This window comes from Micromonospora sp. NPDC048930, assembly GCF_043197935.1.
Taxonomy (GTDB): Bacteria; Actinomycetota; Actinomycetes; order Mycobacteriales; family Micromonosporaceae; genus Micromonospora.
On the sequence record NZ_JBICUB010000001.1, the window covers coordinates 1224493 to 1246511 of the forward strand.

At 70.7% G+C, this 22019-nt stretch carries 16 protein-coding genes; 7 read left to right on the plus strand and 9 right to left on the minus strand.

All coding sequences use genetic code 11. The features are described from left to right. The first annotated feature begins 74 nt into the window (after positions 1-74). The 5 genes from ACGFI9_RS05260 to ACGFI9_RS05280 are packed head-to-tail and all read left to right on the plus strand — an operon-like array spanning position 75 to position 5994. Positions 75-1034, plus strand: a complete 960-nt coding sequence (locus ACGFI9_RS05260) for an ABC transporter permease (RefSeq protein WP_393175132.1) — start codon at positions 75-77, stop codon at positions 1032-1034. Further along, positions 1034-3025 (plus strand): dipeptide/oligopeptide/nickel ABC transporter permease/ATP-binding protein, encoded by a 1992-nt coding sequence (locus ACGFI9_RS05265; protein ID WP_393175134.1) that lies wholly within the window; start codon positions 1034-1036, stop codon positions 3023-3025. The genes ACGFI9_RS05260 and ACGFI9_RS05265 overlap by 1 nt, the downstream gene beginning before the upstream one ends. After that, positions 3022-4050: an oligopeptide/dipeptide ABC transporter ATP-binding protein gene (locus tag ACGFI9_RS05270; protein WP_393175136.1), complete on the plus strand. Its 1029-nt coding sequence runs from the start codon at positions 3022-3024 to the stop codon at positions 4048-4050. The genes ACGFI9_RS05265 and ACGFI9_RS05270 overlap by 4 nt, the downstream gene beginning before the upstream one ends. Beyond that, complete coding sequence (locus ACGFI9_RS05275) at positions 4047-5000, plus strand: dihydrodipicolinate synthase family protein (RefSeq protein WP_393175138.1); 954 nt, start codon at positions 4047-4049, stop codon at positions 4998-5000. The genes ACGFI9_RS05270 and ACGFI9_RS05275 overlap by 4 nt, the downstream gene beginning before the upstream one ends. A 58-nt stretch (positions 5001-5058) precedes the next feature. Further along, entirely contained in the window at positions 5059-5994 is a 936-nt protein-coding gene (locus ACGFI9_RS05280) for a dihydrodipicolinate synthase family protein (protein ID WP_393175140.1), read from the plus strand. Here ACGFI9_RS05280 and ACGFI9_RS05285 read toward each other — a convergent pair. Continuing rightward, positions 5910-6992: an acetylxylan esterase gene (locus ACGFI9_RS05285; protein WP_393175142.1), complete on the minus strand. Its 1083-nt coding sequence runs from the start codon at positions 6990-6992 to the stop codon at positions 5910-5912. The genes ACGFI9_RS05280 and ACGFI9_RS05285 overlap by 85 nt on opposite strands. Before the next feature lie 148 nt (positions 6993-7140). Continuing rightward, on the minus strand, positions 7141-9072 hold the full coding sequence (locus ACGFI9_RS05290) for an exo-alpha-sialidase (protein WP_393175146.1): 1932 nt from the start codon (positions 9070-9072) through the stop codon (positions 7141-7143). Between the two features lie 260 nt (positions 9073-9332). Between ACGFI9_RS05290 and ACGFI9_RS05295 the strand changes: the two genes are divergently transcribed. After that, entirely contained in the window at positions 9333-11324 is a 1992-nt protein-coding gene (locus ACGFI9_RS05295; RefSeq protein WP_393175148.1) for a beta-galactosidase, read from the plus strand. Beyond that, the gene (locus tag ACGFI9_RS05300; RefSeq protein WP_393175150.1) at positions 11321-12088 is read left to right on the plus strand and encodes an SDR family NAD(P)-dependent oxidoreductase; all 768 of its coding nucleotides are present in this window, start codon (positions 11321-11323) and stop codon (positions 12086-12088) included. The genes ACGFI9_RS05295 and ACGFI9_RS05300 overlap by 4 nt, the downstream gene beginning before the upstream one ends. 93 nt (positions 12089-12181) lie before the next feature. Here ACGFI9_RS05300 and ACGFI9_RS05305 read toward each other — a convergent pair whose 3' ends face one another. From ACGFI9_RS05305 to ACGFI9_RS05335, 7 genes are all read right to left on the minus strand, one after another. After that, positions 12182-13417, minus strand: coding sequence for an exo-alpha-sialidase (locus ACGFI9_RS05305; RefSeq protein ID WP_393175152.1), 1236 nt, complete (start codon positions 13415-13417; stop codon positions 12182-12184). 934 nt (positions 13418-14351) lie between these two features. Then, positions 14352-14705 (minus strand): hypothetical protein, encoded by a 354-nt coding sequence (locus tag ACGFI9_RS05310; protein ID WP_393175154.1) that lies wholly within the window; start codon positions 14703-14705, stop codon positions 14352-14354. 182 nt (positions 14706-14887) lie between these two features. Beyond that, positions 14888-16528: a RecQ family ATP-dependent DNA helicase gene (locus ACGFI9_RS05315; RefSeq protein ID WP_393175156.1), complete on the minus strand. Its 1641-nt coding sequence runs from the start codon at positions 16526-16528 to the stop codon at positions 14888-14890. Between the two features lie 308 nt (positions 16529-16836). Beyond that, positions 16837-18552, minus strand: a complete 1716-nt coding sequence (locus ACGFI9_RS05320; protein WP_393175158.1) for a hypothetical protein — start codon at positions 18550-18552, stop codon at positions 16837-16839. 262 nt (positions 18553-18814) lie between these two features. After that, complete coding sequence (locus ACGFI9_RS05325; protein WP_393175160.1) at positions 18815-18955, minus strand: hypothetical protein; 141 nt, start codon at positions 18953-18955, stop codon at positions 18815-18817. A 67-nt stretch (positions 18956-19022) separates the two neighbouring features. Continuing rightward, positions 19023-19604: a dihydrofolate reductase family protein gene (locus ACGFI9_RS05330; protein WP_393175162.1), complete on the minus strand. Its 582-nt coding sequence runs from the start codon at positions 19602-19604 to the stop codon at positions 19023-19025. Positions 19605-19961: 357 nt separating this feature from the next. Continuing rightward, entirely contained in the window at positions 19962-21995 is a 2034-nt protein-coding gene (locus ACGFI9_RS05335; RefSeq protein WP_393175164.1) for a CocE/NonD family hydrolase C-terminal non-catalytic domain-containing protein, read from the minus strand. Positions 21996-22019: the final 24 nt, after the last annotated feature.

The following is a 22019-nucleotide window of genomic DNA, read 5'->3' on the forward strand; positions in this document are numbered from 1 at the left end:
CCCTCGTGCGGCGCCGGGGACACCCGGCGCCGCACGCACCGCCCATCAGTCGCACCGCGTCAGGAGGTCAACCAGTGGCTGTCGTCGCCAGAATGCTGGTCCGCCGGGTCCTCATCCTGATCCCACTGCTGCTGGGCGTCATCCTGTTCGTGTTCATCATCATGCGGTTCTCCAACAACAAGCCGGAGTACGCCTACTTCCAGGGAGCCAACCCGACGCCGGAACAGATCCACCAGTTCCAGGTGGAGAACGGCCTGCTCGACCCGCTGCCGGTGCGCTATGTCCGCTTCGTCGGCGACCTGCTCCACGGCGACATGGGCACCAGCGTCCTCACCAAGGCGCCGGTGCTCGACTCGGTCGTCACCGCCCTGCCGCTCACGCTGCAACTGACCTTCCTCGGCCTGGCGATCGCCGTGGCCCTGGCCGTGATCTTCGGCGTCACCGCGGCGATCTTCCGGGACCGCTGGCCCGACCAGCTCATCCGGCTGGTGTCACTGATCGGGGTCGCTGCGCCGGCGTTCTGGCTGGCCCTGCTGATGATCCAGTGGCTGGCCGTCGACCGCGGCTGGTTCCCGACCAGCGGCTACATCAATCCCGCCGACTCGTTCAGCGGCTGGCTGCGGTCGATGACGCTGCCGGCGCTCTCGCTGTCGCTGCCCGTCGCCGCCCAGTTGATCCGGATCATCCGGACGTCGATGGTCGAGGAGTTGGACAAGGACTACGTCCGCACCGCGATCGGCAGCGGCCTGCCGCCGATCGTCGTGATCGGCCGCAACGTCCTGCGCAACGCGCTGATCAATCCACTGACGGTGCTGGGCCTGCGGATCGGCTACCTGCTCGGTGGGGCGGTGGTCATCGAGACCATCTACGCGCTGCCCGGCATGGGGCAGCTCATGATCAACGGCGTACGCGACGGGGACCCCGCCGTGGTGCAGGGCGTCGTGCTCACCATCGCCACCGGCTTCGTCGTGGTGAACCTCGCCGTCGACATCCTCTATCTGCTCGTGAACCCGCGCCTCAGGAGTGCCACGTGATGCGAAACGGACTCGCGCGAAGGCTCTCGCGGCCGGGCATCCAGTTCCGGCGGCTCGGCCCGCCCTCATGGATCTCCCTCGCCGTCCTCGCCGCTATCGCCCTCGCCGCGGTCCTCGCCCCCGTGCTCGCCCCGCACTCGCCCTACGTGCAGGAGCCGAGCGGCGGCGGCCCCACCGCCGCACACTGGATGGGGCTGGACAGCGCGAACCGGGACATCTTCACCCGGCTGCTCTACGGCGCCCGCTGGTCACTGATCATCGGCCTCGGCGCGACCGCCATCGCGTTGCTCTGCGGCGCGCTGATCGGCGCCATCGCCGCCACCGCGCGCAAGGCCGTCGACGAGGCCCTCATGCGAAGCCTCGACGTGGTCATGGCGTTCCCGGGAATCGCGCTCGCCGCCGTCCTGGTCGCCGTCTTCGGCGGCAGCATCCTCGTGCTGGTGCTGGCGATCGCCTTCCTCTACATGCCGTCCGTGGCCCGGGTGGTCCGGGCGAACGTGCTGGCCCAGTACGGCGAGGACTATGTCGCCGCCGAGCGCGTCATCGGCGCCCGCACTCCGCACATCCTGCTCAAGCACGTGGCCATCAACTGCGCCGCACCCATCCTGGTCTTCTGCACGGTGATGGTCGCCGACGCGATCGTCTTCGAGGCGTCACTGTCGTTCATCGGCGCCGGAGTGCGCCCGCCGGACCCATCGTGGGGCAGCGTCATCGCCGACGGCCGCAACATGGTGCTCCTCGGCGGCTGGTGGGCCACCGTCTTTCCCGGCCTGCTGATCCTGATCACGGTCCTGGCGCTCAACATCCTGGCCGAGGGCGTGTCCGACGCCTGGGCCGCGCCCGCCGCCCGCCCCGCCGACCCGGCCAAGAAGCAGAACGACGTCGACCCGCTGGAACAAGCCCTCCCCGGATCCGGCGAGATCACCCCACTGCCCGGGCTGGCGGAGGCGGCGCAGCGGCTGGCCCAGCGAGCACGCCCCCTGCCGCAGGGCGCGCCGATCCTGCGGGTGAGCAAGCTCGCGATCGGATTCGACGGCCGGCACGACGGCGTGGACATCGTCGACGGGATCTCCTTCGACGTGCGCCCCGGCGAGGTGCTCGGCCTGGTCGGCGAGTCCGGCTGCGGCAAATCGTTGACCGCACTGACCGTCATGGGTCTGCAGCCGCGGGGCGCCCGCGTCCGCGGCGAGATCCTCTTCGAGGGCAAGGACCTGCTGGCGCTCCCCCGGGCCGCCCGTCGCCGGCTGCTCGGCCACGACATGGCGATGATCTACCAGGACGCATTGTCCTCGCTCAACCCCGCGATGACCATCAACGCCCAGTTGAAGCAGGTGGTCCGCCGGGGCGGCCGGCGCAGCCCGACGGAGTTGCTGGAGCTCGTGGGCCTCGACGCCAGGCGTACCCTCCCGTCCTATCCGCACGAGCTCTCCGGCGGCCAGCGGCAGCGGGTCCTGATCGCGATGGCCCTCTCCCGCGACCCCAAGCTGATCATCGCGGACGAGCCGACCACGGCGCTGGACGTGACCGTGCAGGCGCAGGTGATCCAGCTGCTCCTGCGGCTGCGAGCGGAGTTGGGGTTCGCCCTGATCCTGGTCTCGCACGACCTTGCCCTGGTAGCGGACGTGACGGACCGCGTGGTGGTCATGTACGGCGGTCAGATCGTCGAAACGGGCGTGACGGCGACGGTCGTCGGCTCCCCCGCGCATCACTACGCCCGCGGGCTGCTCGGCTCCGTGCTGTCGCTGGAAACCGGCGCGGACCGGCTGACCCAGATCCGCGGCGTCGTACCGCCTCCGGCGCGCTTCCCGAGCGGCTGCCGCTTCGCCGACCGGTGCCCCATGGTCACCGAGACCTGCCGGGTGCGGACCCCGCGGCTGACCGGGCAGCGCCACCACGAAGTGGCCTGCCACCATCCGGCTCTCGACGTCGGGGCGTCCGTTCTCACCGGCGGCGCGGGCGCCGCACCGGCCACTCCAGCGGAGGCACGATGACTGCGACGCCACTTGTCGAACTCGCCGACGTGCACGTGGTGTACAAGGCACGCTCCGGCGGCCTCCTTCGGCGCGAACGGGTCCACGCGCTCACCGCCGCGGACCTCACCATCGAGCCCGGCGAGACGGTGGGTGTGGTCGGCGAGTCCGGCTGCGGCAAGTCGACGCTCGCGAGGATCCTGGTCGGGCTGGAGAAGCCGACCGACGGTACGGTGCTGTTCCGCGGCCAGAACCTCTGGTCCATGCCCCCCGCGGCACGCCGGGTGGCGATCGGTTCGAGCACCGGCATGGTCTTCCAGGACCCTTCGACCGCGCTCAACCGCCGGCTACCCATCCGGCAGGTGCTACGCGACCCGCTTGACGTGCACCGCGTCGGCACGCCGCGACAGCGCGAGGAGCGGGTACGCGAACTGCTCGACCTGGTGGGCCTGCCGGCGAGCGTCGCGGATCTGCTGCCCGGCCAGGTGTCCGGCGGGCAGCGCCAGCGGGTGGCCATCGCCCGCGCGCTGGCGCTGCAGCCGCGGCTGCTCATCGCCGACGAGCCGACGAGCGCGCTCGACGTCTCGGTGCGTGCGCAGATCCTGAACCTGCTTCTCGACCTGAAGGAGCAGCTCAACCTGGCGATGGTCTTCGTCTCGCACGACATCCAGACGGTGCGGCGAATGAGCGACCGGGTGGTGACGATGTATCTCGGGCGGATCGTCGAGCAGGCGCCGGCCGAGGCGGTGCCCGGCCGGACCCGCCACCCCTACACCCGGGCCCTCTTCTCGGCCACCCCCGGTCTGCTCTTCCCGATCGACCCGATCCCGCTGGCCGGGCCGGTTCCCTCCGCCACCCGGCCGCCCAGCGGATGCCCCTTCCGTACCCGCTGCTGGAAGGCCGACGACCGGTGCGCCCGGGAGATGCCCGCAGCGCAGACCGACACGGTCGTCCGGCCCGACGATCACCTGTTCCGCTGCCACCACCCGATCCGCGACGGCGCGGCCGACCTCGAACTGACCAGCCAAGCCCAGGAGAATGCATGACCACCCACGAGCTGTCGCCACCGCGATCGGCCGCACTGACCGGCGTCATCCCTCCGGTGTCCACCCCACTGACCCCGGACTACGAGGTCGACACCGCATCGCTGACCCGGTTGGTGGACCATCTGCTGGACGGTGGGGTGGACGGGCTGTTCGTCCTCGGCTCCACCTCTGAAGTGGCCTTCCTCCCGGACGGCCACCGCAAGATCGTGCTCGATACCGTGACGCGCCACGTCGCGGGCCAGGTTCCCGTGCTCGCCGGCGTGATCGACATGACCACCCTGCGCGTGCTGGACCATGTGCGAGTGGCCGTCGCGGCGGGGGTGGACGGACTCGTGGCTACCGCACCCTTCTACACCCGCACGCACCCCGCCGAGATCGAGCTGCACTTCCGTACCGTCGCGGCGCGGGCCGGGTTGCCGTTGTACGCCTACGACCTGCCGGTCTCGGTGCACAGCAAGCTCGGCGCCGACCTGCTGCTCGACCTCGCCGGCGACGGCGTGCTGGCCGGAGTCAAGGACTCCAGTGGTGACGAGGGCGCCCTGCGTGGGGTGATCCTCGGGCGACGGGACCGCCGGGACATCGGCACGTTCAGCGTGCTGACCGGCTCCGAACTCACCGTCGACTCCGCGCTGTGGATGGGCGCCGACGGCGTGGTGCCGGGCCTGGGCAACGTCGACCCGCACGGCTACGCCCGGCTGTTCCGCGCGGCATCGGACGGCGACTGGGAGGCCGCGCGCGCCGAACAGGAGCGGCTGCTGCGCCTCTTCGAACTCGTCAACGTCGGCAGACCGCGAATGGGTCTGGGTTCGTCCGCGCTGGGAGCGTTCAAGGCCGCGCTGTACCTGCGCGGGATCATCGATCACCCGACGACGGCGGTCCCGCAGATCCCGCTGAACGAGGACGAGATCGCCCGGGTCGGGAAGTACCTGAGCGCGGCCGGCCTGCTGTGAGAACCAGCGACGGCGGCTGCGGACAACGGGACACGCCGCAACGGACGAGTCACGAGACATGGCGCCGGCACTGACATCGGCGGACCTCCGCGGTACGTGGGGGACGCTGCTCCTGTCGTTGCACCCTGACGACACGATCGACTGGGGCCGGACGACGCACGCTCTCGATGTCCTCGTCGCCGCCGGGCTCGATGGCGTCTACGTGCACGGCACCGCGGGCGAGTTCCACACGCTCAGTGAGGACGAGTACGACCAGATCAACGAGCTTGTCGCCGACAGGTGCGCAGGCCACCGGATTCCGTTTCAGATCGGCGCCAGCCACATGAGCGCGCAGACCTGCCTGGCCCGAGTCCGTCGGGCGCGGGCGGTCGCGCCGAGCGCCGTGCAGGTGACGCTGCCGGACTGGCTGCCACTGTCGCGGACCGAGGTGATCCGGTTTCTGGTCCGGATCGCCTCGGCCGCCGACCCGGTCCCGCTCGTGCTGTACAACCCGCCGCACGCGAAGACCCTGGTTGCCGCCGACAGCTATGCCGCGGTACGGCGGGAGGTGCCGAGCCTCATCGGTATCAAGGTCGGCGGCGGCGACGCGGCGTGGTACGCAGCGATGCGGGAGTACGCGGGCGACCTGGCCATCTTCGTCCCGGGGCATGGCTTGGCGACCGGCCTTCGGCACGGCGCCGCGGGCTCCTACTCGAACGTCGCGGCCCTCAGTCCGGCCGGCGCCGTCGCCTGGCAGCGGATGATGGTCGAGGACCCCGAGGGTGGGCTCGATGTGGAGCGCCGGATCCAGAGTTTCCTGGCCGACCACGTCGACCCGCTCGCTCGGCAGGGCTTCGGGAACCCGGCGCTGGACAAGTTCCTCGCTCATCTGGGCAACTGGGCCGAGATCGGCACCCGGGTTCGGTGGCCTTACGACTCGATCGACGAATCCCTTGCCGAGCGGCTACGTCCCACCGTGCGCGCCTGCCTGCCGGAGCTGTTCCCGGCTGAGTGAACTCGGCCGACGGGTTCGGGCTCGGGGCCGGCCAGCACGTTCCGCAGCCATCTGATCTGCTCGGCACGCTGCCTGCCTGCGCCGCCTTCGTGCCCGTTGTACGGCCACACCGCGATGTCCTTGTCGCCCGAGGCGTAGTGGTTGTAGGCAGCGAAGACCGTTGATGGCGGACAGACGTCATCCATCAGCGCGACCGAGAAGAGCGCCGGAGCGCTGGCGCGAGTGGCGAAGTTGATCCCGTCGAAGTAGCTCAGCGTCGCGAACACCTGGGCGACGTCGCCGTGGTAGGTCTTCAGGTACGACACCAACTCCCCGTACGGGAGGGCGTTGGTGATCTCGGTGGCGCGCCGGAAGTGGCACAGGAATGGCACGTCGGGCATGGCGGCGGCGAGCCCGTCGACCAGGCCGGCGACGGCGAGGGTGATCCCGCCGCCCTGGCTGCCGCCGGTGACCACCACCCGGTCCGGGTCGACCCTGGGATGTGCCCGCGCCGCGTCGACCGCGCGGACACCGTCGGTGAAGACCCGGCGGTAGTAGTAGTGGTGCGGGTCGGCGATGCCGCGGGTCAGGAAGCCGGGCGCCTGGGGCAGGCCGACCGGGTCGGGGTCCGGGGTGTCGCCCACGAGCTTGCCGTTGCTGCCCTGCCCCCGGGTGTCCATGACGAGGTGGGCGTACCCGGCGGCACTCCAGGCGAGCCAGTCGTGCGGCAGACCGCGCCCGCCGCCGTACCCGATGTACTCGACCACGCAGGGCAGGCGGCCGGCCGCGTGCCGGGGCAGCAGGAACCAGCCACGCACCGGCTGGCCGGCGAATCCGGGGAAGGTGACGTCGTACACCTCCACGGTGGACAGGCCGGCGTCGTAGGGGACGAACCGGGCGGGCCAGTGCGCTTCCCGCGACTCCTTCAGGGTCGCGGCCCAGAAGTCGTCGAAGTCCGTCGGCTCGTCACGGGCGGGCAGGTGGTCGCGGAGACGGTCCAGTGGCCAGTCGACGAGCACGGAGTACTTCCCTTCCAGCTGCGGGCGTTACCGACCAACCAACGTGCCGTTCACGGGGTGCCCCTCGGTCACGGCCGTTGCCGGGTTTTCTCGGAAATGGCACCCACCGGAGGCCCGGTGGGCGCCACTCCCCGATGAGGGCTGCCGGTCAGCCGACGGTCTCCAGCGGCAGCCTGAGCCCGAGTTCGCCGCCGATCGGGAGGTTCCGCTCCTGAATCAGGGCCAGCTCGGTGGCGGACAGGGCACGCCGGTAGACGCGTACCTCGTCCAGCGTGCCGCGGAAGCGGTCCACGCCGTCCAGGCGCTGCCCGATGTGCAGACCCTGGATGCCGAACTCCTGGCCGAGGGTCACCGAGCCGGCCGGCGCCGCCGCCGACGAGACCTGGACGCCGTCCACCAGCAGCCTGAGCTGCCCGTGCGCCCGCTGGAGCACGACAAAGTGCCACTGCCCGTCGTTGTACGCGCTCGGCGACTGCACCGTGACGTTGTATCGGTCGACGGAGAGGATCGCCCGGATGCGACTGCTCGCCGGTTCGGCCCGCAGCCACAGCGCTGGCGGGTTGGTGCCCGAGTTCACCCGGTAGAACCAGAGGATCGAGTGTGCGCCGGCCTTCTCGGAGTACCGGATCCACGTGCTCAGCGTGAAGTCGTCCGCGCCGAGGTCGATCGACCGGTCGAACGGCACCTCCACCCGATCGTCCACGCGATCGAGTGCCAGCCCGTTGCCGAAGCGGCCGTCGGTGACCTGGGCGCCACCCCGGACGTAGGCGGCGTTGCCGTACGGTGACTCGTCGGGCGTCTGCGGCCCCGGCGCCGGCGGTGCGGGAATGCCGGGCGGGATGCCGTTCGGCGTATCGAGGTACGCCTCGTTGAACCGGGCGAACCGGATTGTCTCGTACGGGCTGACCGCGCCGGCCTCGTACATCAGCGCCGCCTCGTCACCGTCGAGGCGCAGCAGGTCGGAGTAGGCCGAGGGACCCCAGTAGAAGACCTTGCCCTCGTTCCAGGTCTCGAAGCTGCGCCCCTCGTTGTACGACGAGCGGACGCCCATCGCCTCGCGGGCGCTGGGGTGCAGGGGTGAGGAGAAGAGGATGCGGTCATCGCTGAATCGCAGCAGGGAGCCCTGGACGTCGGTCGTGGCCAGCTCCGGCATGGTGCGGAAGGATGCGTCCCACGTCTCGCCGGCGTCGCTGCTGATCGCGTACGCCCGGTTGCCCGGGTCGGTGCCGCGCTCGCGGGCCGACGCGTAGATGCGCCCGTCGGTGAGCTCGATGACGGTGACCTCCTGCGCGATGACCGCTCCGTCGTCGCGGAACGTCTCCGCACCGATGTGCCAGGTCACCCCGCTGTCGTCGCTGTAGAGCAGATGCGTGCCGTAGACGTGCCTGCCGACCCGGTCCCAGCTTTCGAAGCTCGCCCCGACCACCAGCCGGCCCGCGTGCGCGCCCCGCTGAAGCTGGATCCCGTGCATCGGGCCGGTGGCGTACCAGAAGTTCCACTCCGGCCGCTTGCCCTCGGTCATCTCGCGGGCGGCCGACCAGGTTGCCCCGTTGTCGTCGCTGAACTGCACCCATGGGTCGCGGTCACAGCCGTTGGGACACGGCTGCGGACCGTTGTGCGTGGTCACCACCACGACGCGCCCGGTGGTCCGGTCGACGATCGGCACCGGGTTGCCGTGGGTCTCGCCGTTGCCCTCGGAGACCACCTGCAGTGGTCCCCAGGTCCGGCCGCCGTCGGCGGAGCGGCGCAGCACGAGGTCGATGTCCTCGTCATCGCCGCAGTCCTTCACCCGCCCCTCAGCGAAGGCCAGAATCATCCCGTTCTGCGCGCGCACCACCGCCGGAATGCGGAAGCAGGCGTATCCGAAGTCGCCTCGCTGGTAGAGCACCTGCTCGTCGACGTACGGCTCGCTGGTCTGGCTTTCGCCGGCCGCCGTGCTCGGACCCGTCGAGGCGGGCTCCGCGCTCGCGGGGCCGCCGAGCATGCTGAAGACGACGCCGGCCAGGATCAGCACCGCCCCGAAGCCACGGTAGCGGCGGCCTGAGCCGGTCGGACCTTCCGGCGGATACCCATCGTTCATGTCGTCGCACCCTCCGTGAGAGTCGTGCGCCCCTTGTCCACACGGGATGGCTCCGGGCGACCGGATGCATCAGCCGAGTCGGATACGTAGGACGTGGGATGTCATCTGGCGGATGACAATACGCGCATCGATGACGCGAGGACAAGGTCGCTTGACGCGGCCTGCAGGTCGCCATACTGTCCCGGCAGCGCGGGACATCCCATGTCCTGGTCGTGGTCGGGTGCGAGCGGCCGACCGAACTCAGCGAGAGGAAGTGCGGCATGACCATGCCGAAGATCATGTTCGGTGGGGACTACAACCCCGAGCAGTGGTCCGAGGACGTCTGGGTCGAGGACATGAAGCTCATGGTCGATGCCGGAGTGTCGCTCGTATCCGTCGGCATCTTCTCCTGGGCAAGTGTGGAGCCACGTCCCGGCACCTACGAGTTCGGCTGGTTCGACCGGGTGATGGACAACCTTGCCGAGGCCGGTATCGGAGCCAGCCTCGCCACCATGACCGCTTCCCCACCGCCCTGGCTGTCCCGGCACCACCCCGAGGTGCTGCCGGAACGCGTCGACGGGGTGCGGCTGTGGCCCGGCGGGCGGCAGCAGTACTGCCCGTCCAGCCCGGTGTACCGGGAGTACGCCGGGCGGCTGGTCGAGCACCTCGCCCGTCGCTACGCCGGGCATCCGGCGCTGAAGCTGTGGCACATCGGCAACGAATACGGCTGCCACGTGCGGGCCTGCTACTGCGACGTGTCGGCCGAGGACTTCCGGCGCTGGCTGCGCGAGCGGTACGGCGACATCGGCGCGCTCAACGAGGCGTGGTCGACGACGTTCTGGTCGCAGCGTTACGACGACTGGGCGGACATCCTGCCGCCGCGCACCGCGCCGACCTTCGCCAACCCCGCCCAGAAGCTGGACTTCGCCCGGTTCAGCAACGACGCGATCCTCGCCTGCTATCTCGCCGAGCGGGACATCGTGCGCCGGTTCGCCCCGGACGTGCCGGTGACGACGAACTTCATCGGCCTGGTCCACAAGCCGATCGACTCCTACCGGTGGGCCGCCGAGCAGGATGTCGTCAGCCTCGACAGCTATCCCGACCCGTACGATCCGCGGGCTCACGTGGAGGCCGCGTTCGGCTACGACCTGATCCGCTCGGCGCGTCGCGGTCAGCCCTGGCTGCTGATGGAGCAGGCGCCCAGCGCGGTCAACTGGCGTGAGCGCAACGCGCCGAAGCCGCCGGGGCTCATGCGGTTGTGGAGTTGGCAGGCGGTGGCGCAGGGCGCGGACGCCGTGCTCTTCTTCCAGTGGCGCCAGGCCGTCGGCGGCGCCGAGAAGTTCCACTCGGCGATGGTGCCGCACGGCGGTACCGGAACCCGCGCCCATCGCGAGATCCGGGCGCTCGGGCAGGAGATCGCGGGGGTCGCCGAACTGGCCGGCACGCGGGTACGCGCCGACGTCGCGCTGCTGCACGACTGGGCCAACTGGTGGGCGCTGGAGTCGGACGCCCACCCGGCCGTGCTCGACCTGCTGGAAACCCACCGGGCGCACTACGCGCCGCTGTTCGACGCCCACGTCACCTGCGACGTCGTACCGCCGACCGCGGATCTGTCCGGCTACCGGCTCGTCGTCGTGCCGAACCTGTACCTCATGTCCGCCGAGGTGGCCGCCCGCCTGCGTCGCTACGTCGAGGGCGGCGGGCACCTGGTGGTGTCGTTCTTCTCCGGCATCGTGGACGAGTCCGACCGCGCGTACCTGGGCGGATACCCGGCGCCGTTGCGAGACGTGCTGGGGCTGCGCATCGACGAGTTCTGGCCGGTGCCGGCGGGCGGCACGATCGAGCTGGACATCGCGGGAGAGCGGCACAGCGGCACCGTGTGGTCGGAATGGATCGAGACCGAGGGAGCCGAGGTGGTGGCCACCTTCGCCGGCGGCGAGCTGGCCGGCCGGGCGGCGGTCACCCGCCACTCGTACGGCGCCGGTGTGGCCTGGTACCTGGCCACCCGGCCGGAGCCGGCGACGATGCGCGCGCTGTTCGACCGCATCCGTGGCGGAGCGGGCGTGGAGCCGGTGCTGCCCGGCCTGCCCGCAGGGCTGCAGGCGGTCGTCCGGCACGGCCCGGACCGGTCGTACCTCCTGCTCCTCAACCACGGCGCCGAGTCGGTCACGGTCGCGCTGCCGGCGCCGGCGGTCGATCTGCTCGGCAACCGGGAGCGTGCGGTCGAGGCCGTGTCGCTCGCTCCCCGCGGCGTCGCGGTGCTCCGGAGGTGACGGAGGCGGTTCCCGGCCGTTTCGCGGGGCGAGTCGCCGCCGTCACCGGCGCTGCCCGCGGGATCGGCGCCGCGAGCGCGCGCCGGCTGGCCGCCGAGGGAGCATCCGTGCTGCTGCTCGACGTCGCTGATGAGCATGGCGCCCGCGTCGCCGCGCAGATCCGCGAAGCGGGCGGCGCCGCCCGCTACGTCCACTGCGACGTGGCCGCCGAGTCGGACTGGCGGGCCGCCCGAGAGGTGGTCCGTACCGAGTTCGGCGGGCTGGACATCCTGCACAGCAACGCCTTCGTGCAGCACGCGGGCGCGGCGCACGAGCTCGACCCGGCGGCCTGGGACCGGGTGCTCGCGGTCAACCTCACCGCGCTCTATCTCGGCGTCCGGGCCTTCGCAGACGACCTGCGGGAACGTCGCGGTTGCGTCGTCGTGACGTCGAGCGTGCACGCCCTGTTCGGGCTTCCAGGCAGCCCCGCGTACGCCGCCAGCAAGGGCGGGCTGGCGGCCCTGACCCGGCAGCTCGCCGCGGAGTACGGCCCTGACGTGCGGGTGAACGCCGTGCTGCCCGGGCCGGTGGACACCGACGCCTGGCGCGGGCTGGGCGCGCAGGCGCGGGAGCGAGCCGCGGCGGCGACGGTCCTCGGCCGCCTCGGCGACCCGGCGGAGGTGGCCGCCGCGGTGGCCTTCCTAGCCAGCGCCGACGCGTCGTACGTGACGGGGGCGAGTCTTCTGGTGGACGGCGGCTGGAGCATCACGAAGGATTCGCCGTGACGCCGGCGCGCGGGTGCCGCCGCGCAAGGCGGCGGCACCCGTGCCGGGATCACCGGCTGCGCCGGTCCAATGATGGAGGTTCGCGACCGGTGGTCACGGTCGAAGCTGAGCGATCGGGACCCGCCGGAAGGTGATCGTCTCGTTCGCCCCGAAGTTGCCCGTCTCGTAGAGCACGCCAACCGTGTGGGGATCGAGCTGGACCAGGTCCGAGTAGGCGGCGGGGAGACCGGACAGTGCCAGCGCCGGCCGCCAGGTCGCGCCGTGGTCGGTACTCACCCGCAGGGTCAGCGCCGCGCGGCTGGTCGGGTCCGCGGGGCCGGAGAAGAGCAGCTGGTTGCTTGCCCCGGTCAGCTGCAGGACGCTGCCCTGCACGACCGGCGCCACGAGCGTGGCCTGGGGACGGTGCGGCAGCTCCAGGGTCTGGCCGCCGTCGCGGCTGTATGCGTCTGCGCGGTTGCCCGGCGCGCTGCCGTTGTGCTCGCGGGTGTTGACGTAGAGGCGACCGTCGGGCAGTTCAGCCACCGTGGACTCATTGACGTTGACGTACCCGTTCGGGTTGTCGTCGACCGAACCGATGCGCCAGCTCTCCCCTGCGTCGTCGCTGTAGAGCAGGTGCCCGCCGTAGTACTTGGCCTCCGTGCCGGTGTCGGCGGAGCCGGCCGGTGGTGCGATCGAATGGTTGGCCGGGACCACGAGCCGGTCCTGGTGCGCGCCGATGGCCAGCCGGATCGCGTGGCCGGGACCCGTGGCGTACCAACGCCAGTTCTCCGCCTTGGCCTGCGCGGTGATCTCGCGCGGAGTGGACCAACTCGCCCCGTCGTCGTCGCTGTGCTGGACGAAGACCCGCCGGCTCTGCTCGGCCGGCACCTCGCCGCGCATGATCGCCGCCTCGGACGCGGTCCCGCCGTTGTACGTCGACAGCAGCACGACCCGCCCGGTCGCGGTCACCACGGGGGCGGGGTTGCCCGCGGTGTTGGGGCCGCTGTCGTGTACCACCTGCAGGGGTCCCCAGGTGCATCCGCCGTCGGTCGACCGCCTGAGCACGAGATCGATGTTGCCGGCGTCGCTGAGTGAGGCCAGTCGCCCTTCGGCGAAGGCCAGCAGCGTGCCGGACCGGGTGGCGACGATCGCGGGAATGCGGAAGGCGTTGTATCCCTCGGTTCCGGCGGTGAAGGGCACCGATCCTTCGCACTGTGCGCCCTGATCGGTCTGTGCCCGCGCCGCCAGGGCTGATGGGACGCTGGCGCCGGCCAGGCTTGCGACCAGGGCGGCGCAACCGACGACGATCGCCGTCCGGGGCGCGCGGGCCTTGTGGGTGGTACTGGACACTGCCACCTTCTTTCGCTGGATGGGACGTGCGGACGGTGAGGGAGGACCAGCGGCACCGCCGGTGTCTCGGACGCCGTTGAGTAGTCACGGCTGGAGCACTCGGAGGTCCACCGCGGCGGCCATGGCCTGGCGGCCCGCATCCTTGGCGGTGCAGGTGGTCCCCGGAGTCGTAGGCCGGCCGCATCGCCTTCGGCTGCCCGGGTCGCGCAGGACCGGCCACCAAGGCGCGGATGGCCGTCACCGCCGGGCGTGGACGTCGTCCGAGCAGACAACTGTTCGGCGCATCGGTCTCCCTCCTGGATCGGCAACCGAGCTATCGACATCGGACATAGGACGTCCTATCTGACGCTATGGCCGGCCCAGCGGCTAAGGCCAGGTGCCACGCGACGAGCGGTCGATCTGCTGCGGCCAACGGTCGATACCAGCGGATGGCATCCCATCTCTGCCAGCACCTGATACAACGGCGCGTCACAACCTGGCCGGAGCGGGACGCGAGAGACTCGCCATGACCACGGCGGCCGGCAGCCTCGGGGCAGCGGCCAGTAACACCGTGTCCGGCAGGTACGACGGGCGGGGCCCGTCAGCGACCGGACCCGCCGTCACGCATCTCGACGGCGGCGCACCACATCGCCCGGGGCGCGGGAGCCCGTCAACGCGGACCACTCGTGACGGAAATGGCCCCGAGCATGCACGGCGTGGCGCAGCCACGCGTTGAGGCTGGTTAGTCCCGCGTCATTGAACGTTGATCGTGTAATCCGTTGGTCCTGAGCGTGTCGAGACACCGCTTAGCCTTCGCGAATGCTCTCGTTCCTGCTCGAATAGGGCGTGGACCACACCGCCTTGAGCATCCTAGGAGGATGCGGGTCCGAAGAGATCACTGCCACCTTCCCTCAGGGCTCTCTCGACCGCTCCAGCCGGTCCTGCGGCACGATGTTCAAGGCCGCTCCCCCGCCGTCCACACGATGCGACGGACCCGCAGCTCAAGCTGGTCGATCAATGGCGCGCGTGGAGGATATTCCGCCTGCGCCGACCGTCCGGGGTTGTCCCGGTTGGGTGTGTGGTCGGCCCGCGACAGGCGGCCCGACCACACGTTGACCTGCTCGGCTGGCGGTAGCTTGGCCGCCGTGTCGGTGCTCGGGGGAACCCCGTGCCGGTACAGCTCAAGGTGATCATTGAGCCGCGCGTTTTCCGCTTGCAGGTTCGCCATCTGCGTGGCCAGGCATGAGGACGCCCCTTCCGGCTCTCGCGGCGAGAATTCAGCGAGCCGGACCTGGCACGGCTGCGCCATCGAGACGCGGGATAGCTGTAGGCGGCGGAGACCTCGTTGAGGAAGGGATCGCGGTGAGGCAGAGTTCTTCAAGCGCGGGTCACGCGACTGCGAGCGCAGTGCTCCCCGAGCCTCAGCTCCACAGCAGCCTGCAGCCGCGCTGCTACCGTGCGGCATACACGGTGTCGCTCGGGAAGCTGTCCTCACCGGGGATTCGCCTCCAGCGCCAGCAGGCCCTGCGCCTGCACGACAGACACCGACAGGGTCTTGTAGCCGACATCGTCGAAGAGCACCGTCATGCGGTCCTTCTCGTACCCGAGGACCATGCCTGATCCCCATTTGGGGTGCCGCACGATGCTGTGAAGCGGGTACGGGCCGTCGACGGGGAGTGCCTCCGAGGTGCCGCCCTGGCAGTTGTCGCAGTGGCCGCAGGGTCGGCTCAGCTGCTCTCCGAAGTAGCCGAGCAGCGACTGCATCCGGCAGCCACGGCTTTCGGCGAAGCGGCGCATCATGTCGGTGCGGGAGCGCTGCCCGGCCTGGTAGCGGCCGTACTCGGCCAGCGCCTCCCGCGCCGCCTGGTCGGGCAGTGGGGCATACGGGCCGCTCCTCAGTTCGCCTCTCGGCCCCGTCGTCATCGCCCCAACCTGCTCGAGCAAGCTGATGTGGCTTGCGACCTTGCGCGGGCTCAGGCCCGTGGCCTTGGCCAGCGTGGTGCGTGTCACCGGGCCGTCATGCAGGATGGCGGCGACCGTTCGCAGCTCGTCCAGGTCAGGTGCGCCACCGTTGAAGAAGCGTTGGAGGGCAACGTCCTCGGCTCGGTGGAGCAGCAACGCCCGGGCCGGTTCACCGTCGCGCCCGGCCCGTCCGATCTCCTGGAGATAGCTGTCCGGTGAATCGGGCAGCGCCACATGTGCCACCCAGCGGATGTTTCGCTTGTCGATGCCCATCCCGAACGCCGACGTGGCGACCATGATCGGCACCCGGTCGGCGAGGAAGTCTTCGTGGCGGCTCCGACGTAGTCCGGCTGCCATGCCGCCGTGGTAGGCCTGTGCGGGATAACCCGCGTCGGACAGCCGTTGCGCGAGGTCCTCGGCGGCACGCCGGGTCGGTACGTACACGATGCCGGGAGGGTCGGCCTCCTTGAGCAGGGTGAGCAACCTGCGCCAGCGGTAGTCCTCGCTGGGACAGTGCGTCGCCGCCACGAAGAGGTTCGGGCGATCCAGCCCGGACAAGACCAGCCGCGGCTTGCGCATGCCGAGCCGCATGGTGATGTCATCCCGCACCGGCGGCGACGCCGTGGCCGTCAGTGCCACGACGGGCGGTCTGCCCAGGCCGCGGATGAGGTGACCGATGGCAAGGTAGTCGGGGCGGAAGTCGTGGCCCCACGACGAGATGCAATGCGCCTCGTCAACCGCCACCAGCGCTGGGCGCAGCGCGCGGACCTGGGCCAGCCGTTCCGGCGCGCTGAGCTGCTCAGGCGTGATGAACAGGAACCTCGCGGCACCCGAGCGCAGCTCGGCCAGCGCGGCCTCCTGCTTGCTCTGGCTCTCCGCACTGCTGATCCGAACCGCCCGCAACACCGGATCGTCGCGCTCGTTGAGGTTGCTGATCTGGTCTTGCTGTAAGGCCAGTAGCGGTGAGATCACCACCGTCGGGCCGCGCAGCAGCGTGGCGGGAACCTGGTACACCGCAGACTTCCCGCCCCCGGTCGGCAGGACGACCAGCGCGTCATGGCCCGCGAGCAGGGCACGCATCGCGCGCATCTGCGTGTCGCGCAGCCTCTGCCAGCCGAAGTGTCGACGGGCGGCGCGGCGTAACCGCCAGGAGCGAAAGATCGTCATCATCGCCGGGCATGCTAACCAACCGCACCGACGTACCCAAGATCCTCCCAAAGGACCTTCTACGCCTCGTCCTCGGTCACACGCGCCGGATCAGACGAGGCTCCTGGGCGTCAGCAGGCACCGGAGCGACCAGAGGCAGTCCGGCACCACCGCCCCGAGCACCCCGGCGAAGTCCGGCGACGTCGAACAGGGGGACAGCTGCCTCGCCGACGAAAGCGGCACCGCTGCCGACGGGCGGGGCGCCACGACAAGACGGATCGATCCCTCTACCTCGACCACGTACTCGTAGATCAGGCGTTGAGGATCTTCGGTCAGCGCCGGCCGGCCTCGGCCGACTGGGTGTTCGACCGACGCCGGGCGGTCTCCGGGCCCGGTCGCGGGTCCGCGTCGTCCCGCCGACGCTGCCGAGGTCGCGACGCTGATCGTTGCTCGGTGGACCCTTCTACGGCGTCGGGGACCACGACGGGTGGTGTGGTACGGCTGGCCGCAGCGTCTACCAGGTCCGGCAGGTCCCGCCCGGCCACCAGGGGCAACTCTCGTGTGGCTGCCGCGATCGGCTCGTCCGCCGAGTCGTCGCTTCGAGCCACACGTGCCCGTCCCGTCGCAGTTCGCGGCGTCGGTGCCGCGCTGCGGGTCGTTGCCGACGGTCCGGTGGCGCCCGGCTCCGCGGCGGAGCCTGGCGCGTCCGTGGTCGCCGGTGCCTCCGCCCTGCTGGCGGCCGACCGGTCTGGTGTGTTACGCGGCGTTCGGCGCGGTGCGGCTGCGGGCAGGAGCGGGGCGAGTTCCGCGTGCAGCGCCGCCCAGTCGGAGGTCCGGGGCGCGTCGGATTGCTCTGTGGTCGAGGTCGGCTGGCCCGTGTCGGATCGCTCCACCTTGCGGCCGGTACCGTCCGGCGTCGCCGCCCGAGATCGCTCCGACCCCGGTCGCTCGACAACGTCTCCCGCCTGCTCAGTGGCGTTCACCTCTGGAACGACGTCCCCGGCAGCCGGCCGCGCTGAGCCGCCGGACGCTGTGCCCGCCGCAGGGGCTTCGGGGGCCGTGCCCGCCGGGGCTGCGTCCGGCGGGGCCGCGACGGTGAAAGATTCGGGAGCGTGGGTGAGCAGCCGCGCGGCCGAGGCTAGTGCGACCGGGTCAGGTTGACCGGCCCGACGCCACCGCCGGCGACGGCCGCCCGACGGCAGGTTCCCGGCCAGCACGCGAGCAGGTGCCAGATCCGCGGCGATCAGCGCGGTGAGCCCGTCGTAGTCCGCCTGCTCGGCCAGCCGCCGGGCGATCTCGTCGAGGTCATACACCCCCACAGCGATGTTCGCGGTGGTGGCGTCCAGCGCTCGGCGGATCTTGCGGTGCAACACCTTACTGAGCGCCGTCTGCCGCCGCTCGGCGCGAATCTGCGCGCGGGCCGCGTCGAGCGAGCCGTACAGCCCGAGACCGGGGTCGGCCTTGGCCAGCGAGCGGGCACGGCGAGTCAGCCACGGGTGTCGCAACCAGTGCCCGACCGGTTCGTACGCCGGCGTCGTGGGTGGCAGCTGCTGCCTGGCGCGCAGCCGGTCCCGCCGCTGGTTCTCGGTGTTCATCAACCACACCAGATAACCGAGCAGGGACATGCCCGCGTAGAAACCGCCTTCGAGGTGGTTGCGATGAGCCAGCCAGTTGAAGGCGACCGCAGCGGCGGCGATGCCGGCCGACAGCACCCGGGACAGGATCGCCCGTTCGCCTAGTCGACGGCGTACGTCGGCGTTCGCCAGCACCACGACGCCGCCCAGCTCCAACGCCCCAACGGCGGGAAGGGCCACGTACCACGGCATGCCGAGCCGTTCCATCGCCCCGGAAACCTGGCCGCCGAGCGCGATCAGCAGCACGACAACGTAGAATCCGGTGCGCAATACGGCGACGTGCCGCACGGCCTTGGCCAGCTCCGCGTCCCATGCCTCCGGCGGGTCAGCGCCTGGCACCCGGCCCGCGGCACCTTGCGCCCCGCCAACTAAGTTTCCGCCGGTCATCCTGGTCCGGTCCGGTTCCTGGAACACGCCGAGCAGGTTCCTCTCTCACTCCGGCCCCGGCCTGACCGGCGCCGTGGCCGCCCGACCCGGCAGTGCCCGCCGAGTCATGCCAGAGCCGCGCTCCGGCTGCCGCCCGTCGTCCGCCGCATGCTACAAGACTGCCGGCCGAATTGGAGATCTCAGATACCACGCCGGGTGCATCGCCTCGCCGAGGGTGACCTGGCCGGTGCTGTCGGAGACATCATCCTCCAGCGCGGTGGTCGTCGCCGTCGCGGTCACGGTCGCGATGTCACCCGGCGGCGCGGGCGACCGTGGCGGTCAGTTGCATCGGGTCGGGGGTATACCGGGCCACGATGTAGGAGGCCGCGCAGTCCCAGACCGGTTGGCCGGAGGAGGGAGGCGCCGTGGCCGGCGACAGGTAGAAGGACATGGTTGGGCCTTCGGGCGATGAGCAGAGGTTTCGTCACCGGTGCTCGTACCGAAGGCCCTTCCTCATGTCACGACACCGCGCCTACTGATGTCAAGACGGTGCTTTCCAAGCTCCGACGAACAACGCGATAGTCGACGAGCAGATAGCCAGTCGGTGAGGTCTCGCTTCGGATCGACTCGAGCCGAAGCGGGGGCAAGCCGTCGAGGAGTCGTCGTCCGCGGCCGGCGATACACGGCGCTATCACGAGCCTAAGTTCGTCGACAACGTCGGCGGCGAGCAGCGCCTGCGCGACCGAGATACTTGCGTGGACACCGATATCGCCTCCGCGCTGCTGCTTGAGATCCCGAACGAATTCGACCAGCTCGCCGTCGATCACCGTCGTATTGGCCCAATCTCGGTCAAGGGGCGTCGATGTCGCGACATACTTCGCAACCCCGTTGATGAATGTCGCGAATGGCTCGATCTGGCTGCTCGGCCAGAACTGCGCCCACTCGGTGTAGCTACGGCGGCCGAGGATGACGGCGTCCTGTGTCGCGATCGCACGGGGAATGTTGGCGTCCACCACGTCGTCCCAGGCGGTGAAGAAACTATCTGGGGCCTCGGCAACCCCGTCGAGGGACAAGAACTCGGTCACGACGATCTTTCGCACGACCTACACCTCCGGTTGGTCTCGATGCGACTGGTTGACTGGTCAAGCCGCCGAAACTCATCGCTGCCAGGTGAAGTCGAGCCGCAGTCTCGGGGCGCTGGCCTCCCGCGGCCAGGCTGGGCGCTGCGACGACCGGCGATGCGGGCAGCACCGCGGTCACCAACGACACGAGTAAGCCCAGCTGAGCGCCGGGGCAAAACGACGACGCGGATGAGAGACGGAAGACATCGCCCCATCGTCTTGACCGGCGCCGCCACGACGGCGGCCAGGTGACGGAGACCAGCCGCCAGCCGCCGATGGGGCCGTGACGCGCACGATCCGCGTCCACCGCGGCCGCTGAGCCCGCACTCCGCTCGACTAACGGATGGTGGTGGTGGCTTGTTGTCGGACCGGCAGGACGAGCCGGGTAGCGGAGAGGTCGAGCGTCGCGGTCACCGCCGTGTTCGGTGGCCGGTAGGTCGGCTGGTCGACCTGAGCGAGGTCCAGCCGGATTCGGTGACCGGCGGGGAAGGTCCAATGGTTGCCGTACAGCGGCACCTGGACGATGCCGGTGCGGGCGTCGTAGCTGGTGAAGTCGAACCGGTAGACGCCTCGACTGACCAGCAGCACGGCGCCGTCAGGGGACACGTCCCACACCCGTGCGGCCAGCACCGCGGTGGTGGCGCCCGGCGTCGCGGCGCACCGGGCCTCAGCACGGCCGATCCCGACGAGAGTCTGCTCCGCCGGTAGCGGTTGCGAAATGGCGGTGTAGCCATCGCTCGGGGAGGTGACCAGCCGGGCGGATCTGCGGCAGCCGCCGCTGGTGGAGGTGATGGCGCCGCCAGCGACGGCGTCGGTGGCGGCTGCGTCCGCATCGGTGGCCCCTGACGTAGGCGGCAGGAGGACCGAACCGTTGTAGTCGATGACGAGGGTGCCCTTGGCGAGGGCGGCAGGGCTGCTCGCGCTGATCTCGTCCGCCGCGGTCGCCGCGTCCCCGCACCGCGTGGGGTAGCTGGACACCGTGGTGCGCGCGGGTCGGCTGCCGGTGATGTTCGCCTGCAGGAACCGCCACGCCTGTTCGTTGATCGCCTGCCAGACACCCGGCGGGTTCTGCGCCCGCGCGTGCCCGATGTCGCCCACCACGACGGCGACCGGCCAGTCTCGGTCCAGGCTCTTGAGGTAGGTGAACATGCGGAACGACTCCACGGGCGGGAAGAGGTCATCGGTCCAGCCGGAGACCGAGAGGATCGCGGGGGTGCGGCCGGCGTCGCGGCCGGTGCGCCAGCCGGGCTGGTAGTACGCGGAGTGCCAGCCGCTGAACGCCGTTCTGACCTGCGCCATCGTCGGGTCGTCCACCCGGCCCGCCGCGCTGTAGGGCTCCCCCGCGTCGACCCTGCCCAGCCAGGCGGTGAACGGCTCCGGACCGTTGCTCTGCGGGCTCGGGGAACCCTCGTCGAAGGCGCCGTTGGCGGTGCCGAGGCTGTAGAGCCCACCGACGTAGCTGGACTTGGCGACGCCGATGGGGTTGCCGACGCCGAGGGTGTCGGGTGCCCCCTGTGCGGACGAGTACAGGTCGCTGCCCCGGTACGGCTCACCGGCGGGCGCCTGGGAAGGTCCACCGGGGTGGCCGTTGGGCATCAGCGCGTAGGCCAGGTCGGTCCATGGGTACTTGGGCACGGCAACCTGCAGCCGCAGGCGGGGCAGGCCGGGCCATTCGCTCCAGTACTCGCTGCCCGCCTGCGCGGCGGCCTGCAGCCAGCTCTCCCCACCGCCGTAGGAGCCGCCGCTGACCGCGACCTGGTCCCGGTCGATGTCGGGATAGGCGAGCGCGGTCAGCGCGGCCAGCCACTGGGTGTCCCGGATCTCGACGTCCTTGTTCTTCACCCGGATGGTGCCCGCCGGTGGACACGCCGAGCCGCCGGGCGGCAGGCAGGTCGGCGCGACGCCCGCCGGCGTCGCCGGCTGGTAGCTGGCCCGCGGGCCGTTGTCGCGGAAGCCGCGGGCGGTGTAGGTGAGCACGTAGTAGCCGTGTGCGGCGAACCAGTGGCTGTTCCAGTGGTATTTGTCCGCCCCGTCGGCGGCATCTGAGGTGGATTCCCACTCGTGCTTGTCGTTGCCGAAGCCGTGCAGCAGGACGATCAACGGATGGGTGTCGCCGGTGCCGGGCAGGGGCCGTGTGATGTCCACGTCGAGGGGCGCGCCGTCGAAGCTGGGCACCTGCGCCGAGCAGATCGTCGCGCCACCCGGGTACCCCGCGCAGTTCGCGCTCAGCGCCCCCGCATCCGGCGAACCGCCGTCCGCGGGGCCTGACCCGGCGGCAGCCACCGGGTGTGGCGTCGCGGACAGGACCGCCAGCGTCACGAGTACGCCGCCGAGGGCCGGCCCGCCCCACCTCGTACGTGTTCCGGTCACAGCCTTCCCCTCCTTGGATCTCGT

Bases quoted from the DNA above. Each gene is read 5' to 3' on its own strand.
- ACGFI9_RS05265 (WP_393175134.1), top strand. From the start codon at position 1,034: ATGCGAAACGGACTCGCGCGAAGGCTCTCGCGGCCGGGCATCCAGTTC.
- ACGFI9_RS05270 (WP_393175136.1), top strand. From the start codon at position 3,022: ATGACTGCGACGCCACTTGTCGAACTCGCCGACGTGCACGTGGTGTAC.
- ACGFI9_RS05275 (WP_393175138.1), top strand. From the start codon at position 4,047: ATGACCACCCACGAGCTGTCGCCACCGCGATCGGCCGCACTGACCGGC.
- ACGFI9_RS05280 (WP_393175140.1), top strand. From the start codon at position 5,059: ATGGCGCCGGCACTGACATCGGCGGACCTCCGCGGTACGTGGGGGACG.
- ACGFI9_RS05290 (WP_393175146.1), bottom strand. From the start codon at position 9,072: ATGAACGATGGGTATCCGCCGGAAGGTCCGACCGGCTCAGGCCGCCGC.
- ACGFI9_RS05295 (WP_393175148.1), top strand. From the start codon at position 9,333: ATGACCATGCCGAAGATCATGTTCGGTGGGGACTACAACCCCGAGCAG.
- ACGFI9_RS05310 (WP_393175154.1), bottom strand. From the start codon at position 14,705: ATGGCGCAGCCGTGCCAGGTCCGGCTCGCTGAATTCTCGCCGCGAGAG.
- ACGFI9_RS05315 (WP_393175156.1), bottom strand. From the start codon at position 16,528: ATGATGACGATCTTTCGCTCCTGGCGGTTACGCCGCGCCGCCCGTCGA.
- ACGFI9_RS05325 (WP_393175160.1), bottom strand. From the start codon at position 18,955: ATGTCCTTCTACCTGTCGCCGGCCACGGCGCCTCCCTCCTCCGGCCAA.